The sequence below is a fragment of the Myxococcales bacterium genome (assembly GCA_012517325.1).
Taxonomy (GTDB): domain Bacteria; phylum Lernaellota; class Lernaellaia; order Lernaellales; family Lernaellaceae; genus JAAYVF01.
Genome location: JAAYVF010000100.1, coordinates 51,183 through 65,542 on the forward strand (window position 1 = coordinate 51,183; position 14,360 = coordinate 65,542).

The window sequence follows — 14,360 nt, forward strand, 5'->3', positions numbered from 1 at the left end:
GAACCGTTTCATGAAGCGAATCTTATTCGTGGACGACGAACCCAACGTGCTCCAGGGCCTGAGCCGCCTGCTCCGGCCGATGCGGCAGGAATGGAAGATGGAGTTCGCCGGCAGCGGCGCCGCGGCGCTGGAAATCATGGAGCGCGAACCGTGCGACGTGGTGATCTCGGACATGCGCATGCCGGGCATGAGCGGCGCCGAATTGCTCGACGAGGTGCGCCGGCGATATCCGCAAACGGTCCGCATCGTCCTCTCCGGCCAGACCGACAAAAGCGATATCGTCCGCAGCGTCGATCCGGTCCATCAATATCTGGCCAAGCCTTGCGACGCCGAACTGCTCGTCGAAACGGTCAACCGCGCCTTTGCGCTTCGCGGCCTGCTGGCGACCGAACCGCTCAAACGGCTGGTGTCGCAAATGGAATCGCTGCCCAGTCTGCCGACCCTTTATCATCAATTGATGCACGAACTCCATTCGGCCAACGCCTCGCTGCACAACGTGGAAAAAATCATCTCCCAGGATATGGGCATGGCGGCCAAGATGCTGCAAATGGTCAACTCGGCCTTCTTCGGCCTGCGCCGCCGGGTCACCAGCCCAGGTCAGGCGGTGATGATTCTCGGCCTGGACACCATTAAGGGCCTCGCCCTCTCCTCGCATGTCTTTTCGCAAGTCCGCCAAAGCCGGCTGCAGGATTTTTCGTTGGATCGCCTGTGGAAACACAGCATGCTCGTGGGCGGCGGCGCCCGGGCGATCGCCCACGCGGCCGGCGGCGACGCCCGCGCCGTCGATTACGCCTTTACCGCGGGCATGATGCACGATGTCGGCAAGTTGATTCTGGCTAACGAAATGTCCGCCGAGTACAAGCGGATGCGCAAAACAGCCGGCGCCCGGAACCTTCCCATTGCCATCGTCGAACAGGAGTCCCTGGCCGCGACCCACGCCGAGGTCGGCGCCTATTTGCTCGGCCTCTGGGGATTGCCGGACCCGATCCTGGAAGCCGTAGCCTATCACCATCAGCCGGGAATAAGCCTGGTCAAAAACCTCGGCCCCCTGGCGGCGGTGCACGTCGCCGATGCCCTGGCCGACGAGTTGATTCCGGATCCCGACGCCGGCGGCTCGCCGCTCGACCTCCCCTATTTGACTCACCTGGGCATCGCGGATCGGGTGACCGAATGGCAACGCTTGCTCGAGAAGATGATCGCCGAGAGCTAAATCAACAGGAAATAAATGCCGTCATCCTTGGGCCGCGGCCGGTAAACCTCGCCGGTTTGCGGTTCGACAAACCAAAGCTCCTTGTCGGCGGTGATCATCCAGTTGATGGCGTGCCCGCCTAATGGCGACACATTGCCCCACAAAATGCCGAAACAATGGGGAGCCCGCCGCAGGCCTTCCTTGAAAGCGGCTTGGCAAAAATTGGCCTTCATCACCAGCGCGAAGTCGTCGCAATCGAAAACCTCCTCGGTGTAGGCATATTCGCTCATCGCCGCGCGGCTGTTGGCGATGATCTCCTTGGCGTGAACCAACGGCGTCAGGAAATAGCTGGCATCGGAGAAAAAGGGATGACACCCCGGGACCAGCCTTTTGCCGAGTTTGGCTTTCAGAATATTCATGATCTCTTCCTCGGCGGCGTAAATCTTCGGGTATTCCGCTTCGGCGGGTTGGTGCCACATTCGCTTGAACGATCCCGCCGCCTTCCCGCTTTTCCGGCCCTTCGCTTTGGGTCCCTTGATCTCCGGCTTTTTCATTGGATCCTCCCCTTGAAAAAAGTTTTGGTTGTGGTGGCAAGAAGAAGATTGATCCATACCATGACGCCGGAGCGGATTCAATATTATTTAATGCATTATTTATGCTAATCGTCGCCGTCGTCGCTTCACAAAAACGTTAGGGGAAGTAGATCATCGCCACGCCGGGATTCAACGCAGCCGTCGCCCCGGCAACCAGGGATAATGATCGGCGTGCCCGAGTTCGTCCTGGATGGCCTTGATCAATTTATCGACGTCATGGCCGAGTTGTTGTTCCTCGCTCAACTCGCGCACCAGGCCGATGATTTCGGGGTGCTCGCTTTCCAATTGATCCAGCACCGCCGACTGCATGCGGGTCACCTGCAACAACCGCCGGACCTCGGCCATCAGATCCTTCTGCCGCAACCCTTCGCGGATCACCAGCCGAAATTCGGTCTCGTCGATCGGCTTCATCAGGAAGCGCGCGACCTCACCGGCGTTGATCGCATCCACCGCGACCTCGAGGCTGGCCTTGCCGGTCAGGATGTAACGCACCGTTTCCGGGTACTTGCGTCGCACTTCGGCGAGAAACATCGTGCCGGTCAGGATGGGCATATCCTGGTCGGCCACCACCAGATCCACCTCGCGCCCGGCCAGCAGAATCAGCGCCTCGGTGCCCGAATTCGCGGTCAACACCTCGTAGGGTTCTTTATGGAGAACGCGTTGGAGGGCGGCCAGGACGTTCGGTTCATCGTCGACGAGCAGAATCACGTGTTGTTTCGTTTTCTCTTCCAAGGTGGTCGTACCCCCGTCGGTGAAGCCGGATGGCCTAGTGTAACCAGTAGCCCGTGAATGTTCCAGGTCAGGCCGCGGCAATCGCCGGATCACTCTCCGGGCGACGGAGAATACCAGGCTCGGTCGTCGCAAACGGCCGTGGAGAGCAATCCACGTCGCCTGGGGATCGGCGTGGTTCGCCGCCAGCCGAGTCGATCCGCCGGCGACGAAAGTGCGACCGCGCGCGACAACAAAGGATAAAACGGATCCAGCCGCGACAACCCGGCGGCGATTGATGCGCGGTCTTCCCCGGCGGTATCCAGTTCCCAGAGCCCGGCCTCATTCGTGAAATAAACGCGGCCGTTGCGCGGATCGAGGTCCAGCCAGCGGATCCAAGGCGCGGTTCGATAATGACGCACCACGGCAAACGTCGTCAATGAGCGCGCTTCGACGATCGGCAGCAGTCCGCCCAACCAGATCAACCCGCGCCTTTCGTCAATGCGGGCGACGCGCTGACCGGGCAAGGTCGGCACGCGGCGCAGCAATTGCAGGCTGGACGCGTCGATTACCCAGAGTTCCCCCGGAATGGGGATGGACAGCAGCAACCGGCCTCCCGCCCGATCCAATGCCAAACGCTCGGGACGCGCGGGAATCGGCAGGGAACGGATCACCGAGAGATCGGTGGGATCGAGCGCCAGCAGGGGCATGCCCCAGGCGGCGAAAAGAATCTGCCGGCGATCGGCGTCGTAAAGCGCGTCGCCCGGCAAACCGTTGGTCACCGCCTTGACGGTTCGGCCGTCGGGACACAGGAGCCGCAAACCGTCGGTGCAATCGGCAAACAGCAAACCGGCATCACGATTCCAATGGGTGCGACAGGCATCGTCAGGCGTTCCCGTTTTCTTGTCCGCCGGTATCGTTCGGATCGAACCACCGTCGATATCCGCCACGTAGGTATTGCCGGAGGCGACGTCAACGATCACCCACTTCCTTTCCGGCCCGTCAAAACCGGCAGCCTGGATTACGGCCGCCTGATCCATTGAGACGATTCCCGCCGGCTCGGGTGACTTCGAGCCATCGGCGGCAAAACGATGAATCGAGCCCTCCTTTTGCGAAATCGTCCAGAGAAGTCCGACCTGCGGTTCGACAGTGACCTGGTAAAACGATCCCGTGGCCAGATGGCGGAGGGGCGGATCGTTGCGGCTTTCGCGGCTCAATGGTTCGGGATCCAACAGCCAAGGCAGAAACGTCAAGGCGAGAAGAAACACGAGGGGCAAGGGCTTGCTCAACCGAAACCGGATCGAGCTCGACGAGCGGTACTGCGACCAGACCGCCAGCGGGAGGAGGAAATCGGCCAACGGAAAAAGCCGGATCCACCAGGACCGCCGCGCCGGGATCGGCTGGTCGACCTGGTCGAGGGAAAACAGCAGCGAGATATTCGCCGCCAGAAGAAGGCAAACCAGGAAAAAATCGGCCCGCGCCGTTAGCCGGTCCTCGCCCAAAGTCGTGCCGAAAAAAACCGCCGCTCCGGCCAGCAAACCCGGCAGGAAAAAACGCCAAATGCCGAGAGTGACGAATCGCCGTCGAAAAAAATGCGGCGGAAGCAATAGCAGCAAGAGAAAAAGCGCGAAGTCCAGATAAAAAAGCCGATGGAAAATATCGAGCTGCCCGCCACAGGCCACCAACCGTTGGAAATTCGCCCAGGGTCGGTCCAGATCGTCGAAATAATATAGAGCGGACAGCCGATAGCCGAGCCAGGCCAGGCCGATCGCCAACGCCACGAGCCAACGAACCAGATACCCGGCTCCGCTCAATCGGTTGGCGCCCGCCCATTTCATCCGCTGCCCGCCGAAAAACGTGATCGCATAGATCCATCGCTCCTTTTAACCGTGTTTCCCACTGACGGTTTCGGACCGATTTATCGTCTTGGCCGTTGTTGTTTAACTATGGTAATAGTTGCCCTGGTTTTGAATTATGAGAGGAAAAGTAAGAGATGAAAAGCGCCTGGACGATTCTCACCCTGATGATCATTCTCTTGCTGCCGGCCCTGCTCGCTTCCTGCGCCGGCGACGACGATGACGATAACCCCGGATCGAATCCGGGGCAGACTCAAGACGACGACAACGACGGTGCTGACGATGATGATGACGACGACAACAACAATGACGACGACAATAACGACAACGACACCTCGCCCGCCGAAATCTGGGATGCGCTTACGCCGCAGGGATTGCCGGTCGATCAGGTGATGGGCACCTCGACGCAGATGTACGACGGGCCCGACGACAACTGGTACCGCGATTTCGAGATCCCCAAGCTGGTCGAAGCCGGGCTGTTTCGCTTGCGCGCGTCGATCGACTGGCCCGACGTCGAACCCGAACAGGATCAGTTCACCTTCGCCTACAGCGATCCGTTCGTGCAACTGGTGATCGACGCCGGCCTGCGGTTCGACGGCCGCCTTTGCTACGGCGTCGATTGGGCGGCGCCGGACGACAACGACTCGGCCATCCCGCCCGCCGACTTCGGCGACTACGCCGGGCACGTCGCCGAACACTATTGCGGGGTCATCGACTCCTGGGAAATCTGGAACGAGGAAAACGTCAAGGTATTCTGGCAGCCCGAGCCGGACCCGCAGGTTTTCGGCGACATCATGAAAGCGGTGTTCATCGCCGTGCACGACGCCTGTCCGGACGCGAAAGTCGTCTTCGGCGGCCTGACGCCCTTCGAGGGCAATTCGCTCGTTGGCCAGGGGCTTTACCGGTTCCTCGACGAGGTCCGCGCCGTGCATCCCGACATCGGCGATTACTTCGACGTCATGGCCATTCACCCCTACACGCTGGGACAGACGCCGACGCCGGAATACGCACTGTTGTTCGGCGACTACGAATTTTGGCCCAGCCTGCCCGGCCAGGTTCGCACCGCCCGGCAGCGCCTCGCCGACATGGGCGTGCCCGACAAACCGATCTGGGCCACCGAATACGGCTGGCCGTCGCTGCTCATCGGCGAGCAGGCGCAGGCCGACTTCCTGGTGCGCGGCGCACTGCTCGGCCTGACCGAGGGCGTCGAGGCCATGGACTGGTACACCTTCTACGATCGCGAACCGGGTAGCAGCACCCTTCCCACTGAGGATTATTTCGGTCTTTACTCCTGGCCCGACGCCGAGGGCGGCCCGCAGCAAAAGCCCGTCTACCGCGCGGCGCGCGGCCTGTACCGGGTTCTTGGCGACGCGCGCTACGCCGGCGATCTGTCCGCCGCGCTCAGTTTGCCGGACAGCGTTTACGGCCTGGGATTCGTGAACGAACAAACCGGTCAAATCTACCTGGCCGCATGGGACGGCCGGTATAAAAAAACCACTTCCTTGACGTTACCCTGCCCGGCGGCGACGCAAAGCTACGAAGTGCTGGACGAGGAAGGCGAAAGCGTCGCGCAAGGCGGCGCCGTCGAATCGCTGACCCTGGAACTGACGGGGCAAGTAACCTACGTCCGTTTCGACTTGGAATAGCCGGCTGCCGCGATCATCAGTGTTCCGTCAGTTCAGCGGCGGGAAGAATGCCTCTTTCGACATAGATCGGTTGTACGGCGCGCCTGATTTTCGGCAACCGGGTCGCGTACCAGACCGCGCCGATCAGGCAGGCGACGCCGCTGACTAGCAGCGTGCCCGGCGTACCGATGTGCTCCGCCAGCGATCCGGCCAGGAGCGAACCGAACGGCGCCATGCCCATGAAGGCCATGGTGTGGAAGCTCATCACCCGGCCGCGTTTTTCGTCCGTGACGATCGTCTGCAACAGGGTGTTGCTGGCGGCCATCTGGGTCATCATCGAAAAACCGACGAACAACAGAATGAGCATGGACAGCCAGAAATTCGCGGAGAAGGAAAAAATGATCAGCGAAAGGCCGAACATTCCGGCGGCGGTGGCGATCAACTCGATCAGACCGAGGGCGTTTTTCCGCAGCGCCAGATAGAACGCGCCACCCAGCGCTCCCAAGCCGGTGGCCGCGGCCAGGAACCCGAGCGTATGCGCGCCGCCGTGCAGCACATCCTTGGCCACGACCGGCAACAACACCACGTACGGCATGCCCATCAGGCTGATCATCGCCAGCAACAGCAAAATGGAACGGATCGGCGCCGAGTGGTAGGCGTAGGAAAATCCTTCCTTGAAATCGGCGAAGAACGACCGGGCGGGTGGCGGCGTCCGGCGCGGCTTGAGGCGCATCATCAAGAGCGAGGCGATCACGGCGATGTAGCTCAGGCCGTTGATCAGAAAGCAAAGCCCCTCGCCCATCGAGGCGATCAGCACCCCCGCGACGGATGGGCCGATCAGCCGGGCGCCGTTGAACATGAACGAATTGAGCGCGATGGCGTTGCCCAGGTCGTCGCGCTGGTCGACCATCTCGATGACGAACGATTGTCGCGAAGGCACGTCAAAACCGTTGATCAGCCCCAGCATTACGCTGAGCGCCAGCACGTGCCAGATGTTCACCACCCCGGCCAGCGTCAGCCCTGCTAAAAGCAAGGCCTGGATCATCGAAAACACCTGGGTGGCGACAACGATCCGGCGCAGGTTGAGCCGGTCGGCGACGACGCCGGCGTAGGGCGCGATGAGAAACGTCGGCAGTTGCCCCCAAAAACCCACCATCCCCAGCCAGAACGCCGACCCGGTCAATCGGTAGGCCAGCCAATTGACCGCGATCCGCTGCATCCAGGTGCCGATCAGCGAAATGCCCTGGCCGAGGAAGAACAGGCGATAGTTCCGCGAACGCAACGCGCGAAGCGCGAAACGTAGTCCGGAGAAAGCGATCTTGGAGTGCGTGTCGGTGGTCATGTCCCGGTTTGTTTCCATTCTGCAGCTTCCATCCGCCCAATGCCCTGAGCCGGATTTGAACCGGCACGGCCGCGAAGCCCGGGGATTTTAAGTCCCCTGAGTCTACCATTCCTCCATCAGGGCGCAGCCCGCAAAATACAGAAAAGGATCCGGAATGTCGAGATTGTTCGCCGCGGTCGGGGTTAATGCTCGGGTGCGGGTCGTTTCACAGTCCCGCCGCCGAAATTGATCTCCAGTTGCAGGAAAGCGCCGGTCAGCGACCAATCGGGCCCGCCCCGCGCCAGTTTGCCGTCCTTGCGCCAGCCGGTTTCCAGCAATTGCGCCTGCGCGCCGAGGGTGACACCCGGTAAAAATGCGCCGAAACCGCCGTGGGTTTCGCTTTCGACGAATCGCACCGGCCACAAATAGGTAAAGCCGAGCGAACCGATCATCACGTCCTTTCGGTAAACCAGATCGTCTTGCGGTTCCGAGGCCGTCGCCGCCGCCCGCCGGTCCACTTCCGTGAACGCCCGGACGGCGTACCCGTCCTGCTCGAACCGCAGCGTGCTCGCGCCCCCGCCCAACCCGACATACGGATAAGCCAGCCCATAGCGGCCGTTGAGCACCGCGTAGCCGACGTCCATTTCGCCGGACGCGACCGTCAAGGTCACGTCGGAAAGCCCACCGTTCAGCGACTGCTTCATCCACGCGCCGCGGCCGCCGACGACCAGCCACTCGAAGAGCAAGCCGTTAGCCTGGGCGCCGATGACCGGCCATACCGGCGGCAGCGAATCCACGTTCACGCTTTCGAAATAATCATTCATATCCGCGACGGCGAAGTAGCGGGCGCCCGGCGAGATGCCGCCCCAACCGCCGAATTGAATCGGCTCGGTGCCGGCCCAAGCCGGTCCGGCGAGCAGCCCGAAAATTCCCAGGCACCAGACGAGGCGGCGAATCGTTCTCATGTCAGTCAGAATAACCGCATCCAGCGGTTAGAGCAATCTCACTCGTTGCTTAAAGTGCCGCCGCCGAAGGACAGGTCGACTTGGAAGAAGAACGTGGTGAACGGCAAATCCGGCCCGCCCTGCAATTCATTGCCCTCGCCGTCCTCCCAACTCTTCGACTCGAGGGGGAACGTCGCGCCGGCGTGAACGCCGCCGAGAAACATGCCGAACCCGCCGTCGGTATTGCGCAGGAACTTCAGCGGATAGTGATAGGAAAACCCCGCCGTCCCGTACAAGGTGTTGCGGATGACCTCGTCGTTCGCCCGGTAGTACTTCCAGACCGTCGGGTCGTCGCCTTCCTTGAAGCGGATATCGACCGTGTTGACGCCAAGGCCGATGAACGGAAACGCCAGGCCGTATTGGCTGTTGACGACCGCGAAGCCGACCTCGCCCTGGCCCTGGGCGAGATAAAGGTCGACGTCGGTCAGCGTGCCGTTGGCGGTGGCCTGGGTGATGATGGCCCGGCCGCCGAGCATCAACCGCTCGAAAAGAATGGCGTAACCGTGCGCCCCGATCTGCGGAAAGGCGTTGGGCAAATCCGCGCCCGTCGGCTTGAGCCAGTCGTTCAGGTCGCCCATGTCCTCGTAAAACGCGCCGATCGACAGCCCGCCGAAACCGCCGAACTGAATCGTTTCACTCGCCGCCCAGACCACTTGCGGCACGGTCAGGAACAACAGAGCCAACAGGCAAGCACGGCGCATCTCATCCTCCTTCGCTTCGCGGCAGCGAAATATTCGGCCGGCGAAACGCCACCGGCCGAAGCAGTCGTTCGAGTCAGGTCAAATTATCGGCAGGAACGCCGCAGCGTCAAGGATAAAGGCGAAAATCCAATCCCATATTATTCGTCGTGGCGTCGGCATGAAGGCAGATGATTTCCGCGGCTGGCAGGCCGACGGACGCGATAGCCCACGGCGAGGATTTCATCGAGGTTGTCCTAGTTTAGCGAACGTCGAACTTGACGAATACCTTCGTGTTGAACCCGTAAGGAATCCCTACAAGTTTCCAATTTGCCGAGTTCGCCCCGGGGTTGAAACTGAAAGATTAAGGAAAGAGGCGACATTTCTCCACCCGGGTTCTATTCCGCCGCGTCGTCGTCGGGCTGGTCGCCGTAATAAACCGTTTCAGCCGAAAACGACCCAGTCTGATTGGTCGCGTAGCGGATCATGATGTAATCGCGGTACGTCAGATGGACGAACCCGTTTTCGTCGAGCGCCAGGGAAACGTTCTCGCCGCTGAACGGTTCACCCTTGCGGTTGAAACGGGAACCGGCTTCGACGAATTCGCTTTGCCAGGTCGAAAAATCATCCAGGGACATGGTGGCGTAGGTGACGTTCCAACCATAGTCGCGGTAGGCCAGATGCAACACGTCATTCTCGTCGATCACCAAATCGTTGCGCGCCCCGGTGCAATTACCGGGAAGGGTTTGCTCGTTCCATTCCTCCGCCTCGCGAAAGACGATGGCCACCTTCTTGCCGAGAGTGCAATAGACGAGATAGGGCACATCCAGCGAATTGACCCCGACGGAAAACGCGCGCGGCAGTGCTTCGAAGGTCACGATCTCCGGATCGCTCCAAACCCCACTCTCGCGCCGGAAATAAAACAGGTTGTATCCGGACCACAACACCAGGTGGGAGCAATCGGCATGATCGATCGCCAGACTCACCCCGTCGTCCCCCGGAGTATTCGGGTATTGCGAAGCGACCGGAATCAATTCCGTGGTATCCCAACCGGTTGCCGTTTGAACGCTGTATTCCGCCTGTTCATAACCCGCCGCCGCCAGATCGTCCGGCAGGCGAATGCGCGCCACGTGAATCGCGCCCGCGCCGTCCCGCGCGATCGCCACCGGCCCGCTGACGCCTTCGATCGACGGCCGATCCGTCCATTGGGTGTCCTTGCCCACCGCTACGCCGCTTTCGGAATCGCCGTCGAAAACGAGCACGAAGGACAGTTCGTCGAAACCGATCAGATCGTTGAAGTAACCGGACAAGCCGGCGTGGCCCCACAGGGAATCCTGCCATTGACCCTCGGCGGTCAGATAATAGATCGCCATCTCCGCCGTATCCACGTAATTACCGTCGGATTTCAACGGGAACGCGATCGCCAGAGTTCCGGGCAGAGAGCCGATCGAGGTTTCGCCGACCGGGTAAATCCAGGTCGGATGCGAGTAGGTATCGTCATCGAACCAAGAGTCATCATCGTGAGTGTCGTCGTCATTGGTGTCGTCGTCATCCGTCGGCCAGGGCGTCGGCGACGGATTGTCGCTCGCCTCGTTGTCGTCGTCGTTGGGATGGTCGTCCCCGCCCGCGCAACGCAAACAAGCGGCACCCGGGAAAAGCAGACACAACAAAACACCGATGATGAATAGTCTTTTCATTTCATTGCTCGTGCGGCCAAGTCGTGGAAATGAAAAAGACCAAGCTTCGCACCCGCGTTTATTCATCGGGAGAATCCCCTTGATAGACGATCTCGATCGTGAAAGGCCCCTCTTGATTGGTCGCGTAGAGTACTTGCGACCGATTATGGTACGTCAGATGGGCGAACCCGCTGTCATCCAGCGCCAGTGAAACGTTGAAAGGGAAACTCATATTTTCATAGTCGGCATTGGAATCGACGATTTCCGTTTGCCAGGTCGCGGTTTCGTTCAACGACACAGAGCCGTAAGCGATGCTGCCGTCGCCGTCCACATAGGCCAAATGCAAAACATCGTCTTGATCGAGAACGGAACCGTAACGGCCATTGCCGCAGGCCGCGGGAAGAAGACGCGAATGCCAACCATCCTCACCACGCCGAGTGATTTCCAATTCACGATCGATGTTGCAATAAACGACAGAGGGGTCTTCGGCCGAGTTCAGCTTGACGGAAAACGTCCGCGCCAGCGCGCCGAAAGAAACGATTTCCGGGTTTTGCCAAGCGCCGTCCGTCCGTAACCAATAGGTGATGTTGCCACCGGACCACAAGGCCAGATGGGAGCGATCGGCGCTGTCGAGCGCCAGGCTGATGCCATTGTCGCCCGGTTTTTTCGGATACCGTGAGGTGACGGGAATCAAGACCTCGGTATCCCATCCGGTCTCCGTCTGGACGCTGTATTCGGCCTGTTCATAACCGACCGGGTTAAAGTAATCTGGTACACGAATATGCGCGATGTGAATGGTGCCCGCGCCATCCCGCGCCACGGCGAGCGGTCCGTCGGTGCTTTCCAGACAAGGCAGTTCGATCCAATCCTCATCACTGATTAAATACAAGGCGGTTTCGGAATAACGATCAAACACGGCAAGAAAAGTATGATCGTCGTAAACGGCAAGTTCATTGAAAAAACTTGGCAAATAATACCCGTAATCCCACAATTGAGTCTGCCATTCACTGCCGTTTATTTTAAACTCCACGTCTAGTATTGCATAATCATCATCATAGCCATCGCATTTCTCGTCATACGCGATCGCCAAGGTTCCCGAAAGGTAGCTGATGGAAGTTTCGCCGAGGGGATAATGATAAGTCTCGCCCCAAGTGTCATCGTCGTGGGTATCGTCATCAACCGTGTCGTCGTCGGTGGGCCAGGGGGTCGGCGATGCCTCGGTCGTTGTGTCGTCATCGTCATCGGACGAGTCGTTTTTATCGACGGAACAATGAGGGCAAAGCAAGACGATGAAGAGAAGAATCGGCAATCCGAAAAAGCCGAGGCGCATTTTCATTTCCCTCGCTCCCCGGTTTATCGACTGAAAACATGGACTAGTCATGCCATTCGTCGGGACCCACGTCGAAAGCCGCGCCCTGCGGCCGCGCGTCGCCGTCCATGTCGAGGTACGCGTCCGCGCCGTCGTACCAGGTCCCCGGATCGACCCCCGCGTCGATGCAGGGGCTGCCCGCCAGCAAGTGAGGGTAAGCCGCCGAATCGAATTCCGGTTCGGCCGCGAAATTCCCCGTCGACAGGTCGCAACCTTCCCAACCGCAGGCGTTGACTCCGTCGATCGACAGCACCGGTCCGGCGTTCGCCCACAACAGGAAGCACGGCGTCGTACCGCACTTCAGGTCGTTGGCCACCAGCGTATGAGTGCCGTAAAGCGTCCGCAGGGCGTAAGTGAAATCGTCCTCCGCCGCGTAGATGATGTTGTTGATCAGGATGGCGTTGCCCTGCAAATAGGCCCCGCCGCCCAAATCCGAAGCCGCGGTGGTCAGCAGATTCCCGATCAGCGTCACCGTACTTACCTGATCGAACGTCCGGATGGCATTGGCCGAACCGCCGACGCAGTTCCCGGGCGCCAGGCGATTGTTCACCAGCGTCATGCCATCGCCGTAATAGACCTCGACGCCATGCGAGAGCGAGGCAAAGCCGCCGTCGGCCTCGCCGCCGACGATGTCGTTATTCACCATCAGCAAAGGAAAATCCCACACCGAATACGCAACGCCCGCCGACCAGGCCGTGCTCGTCTCGTTCGTCGCCGGTCCGGCGTTGATCCGGTTTCCCCGCACCACTCCTTCGCCGGCATTCCCTTCGGAGCCGAACAAAATGCCGCAGGTGTAAGCCTTACCGCTCTGCGCAGACACTTCGCCGGTGTCGATTTCATTGTTCTCGAAGACCACGTTCGCGGATCGGTAGACCATGATGCCGATCGATTGCGCGTCATATTCGGCGACCACATCGCCGCCGCTGATCCGGCACCGCGTGAGACGAATCTTGCCGTCTTGAATCGAGATCCCGATCGACTCCGCCTGACCCGATTCTTCTGCCGTCGGCCCGATGATCGTCAAGCCGTCCAGTCGGATTTCGCTCTCGTGCGGATTGGTCATCGTCCAACCGAGCGGCCAGAGCGGCCGCAGGATCGTTTCATGGACGGTGATGTTGCGTTGCCAGTCCGAGGCCCGGTAGCCGCCGTATACGGACGTCGATATCACCTGCGAAAACGATTCTTCCTCGTAGACTCCCTCGGCGATGACGATCGGCCGGACTTCGGCGTTGGCCAGGGTCAACGCGGCGTTGAAGGTTTGTTTGGGCAGATCGGCCGTGCCCGGATTCGCATCGTCACCCGACGCCCCGTCGACGTAGACCGCATTGTCCGGCGGCGTCTCATCATCGTTGTCATCGTTATCATCGTCGTCGTCGCCGCTGTCGTCGTTATCGTCGTCGCCGCTGTCGTCGTCACCGCTATCGTCGTCATCGTCGCCTGGTAACGAATCGTCGTCCCCGGATTGGCTGTCGTCATTGTTGTCGTCATTGTCATCGTTGTCGTCATCCGAGCCGTCGTCGCAGGAAAGGAAAAACACTGAAAATGCCAGCAGCAGGAAAAAGAAAGTTTTCATCGTCCAATCCTCCAATTATTGAGACTACTGAGGCATAATAGGCGCACTCAAACAAATAACACTCCAATCGCCGCGATTCGTCAAGCTGGGGACTGACTTTTTATCCGTCGCCAGGCCGCGGCGGTTGAAAAAGCCGCTCTCCAGTTTCGACTCCGGCCCCGGCTATTGACAAATCGGTAAAAAACCTTATTTTTCCTACCGCTTAAGCGTGGAACTTGAGATTTCAAGGGGAACGTGCGATGCCGATTTACGAATATACTTGCTCCCAATGCAACGCACACGTGGAAAAAATCCAGCGGTTCACCGATGCTCCGTTGAAAACCTGCCCGCACTGCGGCGGCCCGCTGCATAAAAAAGTCAGCCTGTCGGCCTTCCAACTCAAAGGTAGCGGCTGGTACGTCACCGACTACGCCGGCAAGAAAAGCTTCAACCAAACCGCCGGCGAAAACGGCAACGGCAATGGCAACGGCAACGGCCATCACAAGCCCGACGCCGGGAAAACCGAATCCGGCGAATCGAAGGACGCGACGAAAACCACCGCCCCGGCCGGCTCCGAGAAAACGCCGACCACCGATCATTAAAACCTTGTTTTCAAGCGAATATTTTTCAACGAACCGGAGGCGCGGTCTTGTTTATACTTAGGCAATATGTCCCCTTAACTGTGCAGCAAAAATGTCCCCTTGGTTACGTAGAGTTCGGAGCCGAGGCCTGATAGACCCACGTCCAGTTGGTTGTTCCCTTTCGATTTTCCGTTTTGCATCGGGCTTTG

Annotated in this window: 12 protein-coding genes and 1 tRNA gene; 3 read left to right on the forward strand and 10 right to left on the reverse strand. The window is 59.8% G+C overall.

Annotated features, from left to right (window positions below):
- Positions 1 to 10 precede the first annotated feature (10 nt).
- Entirely contained in the window at positions 11 to 1,210 is a 1,200-nt protein-coding gene (locus GX444_17735; GenBank protein ID NLH50424.1) for an HDOD domain-containing protein, read from the forward strand.
- Here GX444_17735 and GX444_17740 read toward each other — a convergent pair.
- The 3 genes from GX444_17740 to GX444_17750 all read right to left on the reverse strand — a co-directional run bounded on the left by GX444_17740 (position 1,207) and on the right by GX444_17750 (position 4,328).
- Complete coding sequence (locus tag GX444_17740; GenBank protein ID NLH50425.1) at positions 1,207 to 1,743, reverse strand: lectin MOA-related protein; 537 nt, start codon at positions 1,741 to 1,743, stop codon at positions 1,207 to 1,209. The two genes, GX444_17735 and GX444_17740, sit on opposite strands and share 4 nt — an antisense overlap.
- Positions 1,744 to 1,911: 168 nt before the next feature.
- Entirely contained in the window at positions 1,912 to 2,514 is a 603-nt protein-coding gene (locus tag GX444_17745) for a response regulator (protein ID NLH50426.1), read from the reverse strand.
- Between the two features lie 89 nt (positions 2,515 to 2,603).
- A complete protein-coding gene (locus GX444_17750; GenBank protein ID NLH50427.1) occupies positions 2,604 to 4,328 on the reverse strand; it encodes a hypothetical protein in 1,725 nt (574 codons plus the stop codon).
- 155 nt (positions 4,329 to 4,483) lie between these two features.
- Between GX444_17750 and GX444_17755 the strand changes: the two genes are divergently transcribed.
- Positions 4,484 to 5,992 carry an endo-1,4-beta-xylanase gene (locus GX444_17755; GenBank protein ID NLH50428.1) on the forward strand — a complete coding sequence of 503 codons (1,509 nt, stop codon included), beginning with the start codon at positions 4,484 to 4,486 and terminating at the stop codon, positions 5,990 to 5,992.
- Positions 5,993 to 6,008: 16 nt separating this feature from the next.
- Here the strand turns inward: GX444_17755 and GX444_17760 are convergent, their stop codons facing one another.
- The 7 genes from GX444_17760 to GX444_17790 all read right to left on the reverse strand — a co-directional run bounded on the left by GX444_17760 (position 6,009) and on the right by GX444_17790 (position 13,591).
- Entirely contained in the window at positions 6,009 to 7,313 is a 1,305-nt protein-coding gene (locus tag GX444_17760; GenBank protein NLH50429.1) for an MFS transporter, read from the reverse strand.
- A gap of 40 nt (positions 7,314 to 7,353) precedes the next feature.
- Positions 7,354 to 7,436, reverse strand: a tRNA-Leu gene (locus tag GX444_17765).
- A 59-nt stretch (positions 7,437 to 7,495) separates the two neighbouring features.
- Entirely contained in the window at positions 7,496 to 8,257 is a 762-nt protein-coding gene (locus tag GX444_17770; protein ID NLH50430.1) for a hypothetical protein, read from the reverse strand.
- 38 nt (positions 8,258 to 8,295) lie between these two features.
- Entirely contained in the window at positions 8,296 to 8,997 is a 702-nt protein-coding gene (locus GX444_17775; GenBank protein NLH50431.1) for a hypothetical protein, read from the reverse strand.
- Positions 8,998 to 9,371: 374 nt separating this feature from the next.
- Positions 9,372 to 10,670 carry a hypothetical protein gene (locus GX444_17780; protein ID NLH50432.1) on the reverse strand — a complete coding sequence of 433 codons (1,299 nt, stop codon included), beginning with the start codon at positions 10,668 to 10,670 and terminating at the stop codon, positions 9,372 to 9,374.
- A 58-nt stretch (positions 10,671 to 10,728) separates the two neighbouring features.
- Positions 10,729 to 11,985 (reverse strand): hypothetical protein, encoded by a 1,257-nt coding sequence (locus tag GX444_17785; protein ID NLH50433.1) that lies wholly within the window; start codon positions 11,983 to 11,985, stop codon positions 10,729 to 10,731.
- Positions 11,986 to 12,022: 37 nt separating this feature from the next.
- A complete protein-coding gene (locus GX444_17790; protein NLH50434.1) occupies positions 12,023 to 13,591 on the reverse strand; it encodes a hypothetical protein in 1,569 nt (522 codons plus the stop codon).
- A gap of 239 nt (positions 13,592 to 13,830) precedes the next feature.
- Here GX444_17790 and GX444_17795 point away from each other — a divergent pair, with 239 nt between their 5' ends.
- The gene (locus tag GX444_17795) at positions 13,831 to 14,172 is read left to right on the forward strand and encodes a zinc ribbon domain-containing protein (GenBank protein ID NLH50435.1); all 342 of its coding nucleotides are present in this window, start codon (positions 13,831 to 13,833) and stop codon (positions 14,170 to 14,172) included.
- The last annotated feature ends 188 nt before the right edge of the window (positions 14,173 to 14,360 follow it).

Bases quoted from the DNA above. Each gene is read 5' to 3' on its own strand.
- GX444_17735 (NLH50424.1), top strand. From the start codon at position 11: ATGAAGCGAATCTTATTCGTGGACGACGAACCCAACGTGCTCCAGGGC.
- GX444_17740 (NLH50425.1), bottom strand. From the start codon at position 1,743: ATGAAAAAGCCGGAGATCAAGGGACCCAAAGCGAAGGGCCGGAAAAGC.
- GX444_17750 (NLH50427.1), bottom strand. From the start codon at position 4,328: ATGAAATGGGCGGGCGCCAACCGATTGAGCGGAGCCGGGTATCTGGTT.
- GX444_17755 (NLH50428.1), top strand. From the start codon at position 4,484: ATGAAAAGCGCCTGGACGATTCTCACCCTGATGATCATTCTCTTGCTG.
- GX444_17760 (NLH50429.1), bottom strand. From the start codon at position 7,313: ATGACCACCGACACGCACTCCAAGATCGCTTTCTCCGGACTACGTTTC.
- GX444_17770 (NLH50430.1), bottom strand. From the start codon at position 8,257: ATGAGAACGATTCGCCGCCTCGTCTGGTGCCTGGGAATTTTCGGGCTG.
- GX444_17775 (NLH50431.1), bottom strand. From the start codon at position 8,997: ATGCGCCGTGCTTGCCTGTTGGCTCTGTTGTTCCTGACCGTGCCGCAA.
- GX444_17780 (NLH50432.1), bottom strand. From the start codon at position 10,670: ATGAAAAGACTATTCATCATCGGTGTTTTGTTGTGTCTGCTTTTCCCG.
- GX444_17785 (NLH50433.1), bottom strand. From the start codon at position 11,985: ATGAAAATGCGCCTCGGCTTTTTCGGATTGCCGATTCTTCTCTTCATC.
- GX444_17790 (NLH50434.1), bottom strand. From the start codon at position 13,591: ATGAAAACTTTCTTTTTCCTGCTGCTGGCATTTTCAGTGTTTTTCCTT.
- GX444_17795 (NLH50435.1), top strand. From the start codon at position 13,831: ATGCCGATTTACGAATATACTTGCTCCCAATGCAACGCACACGTGGAA.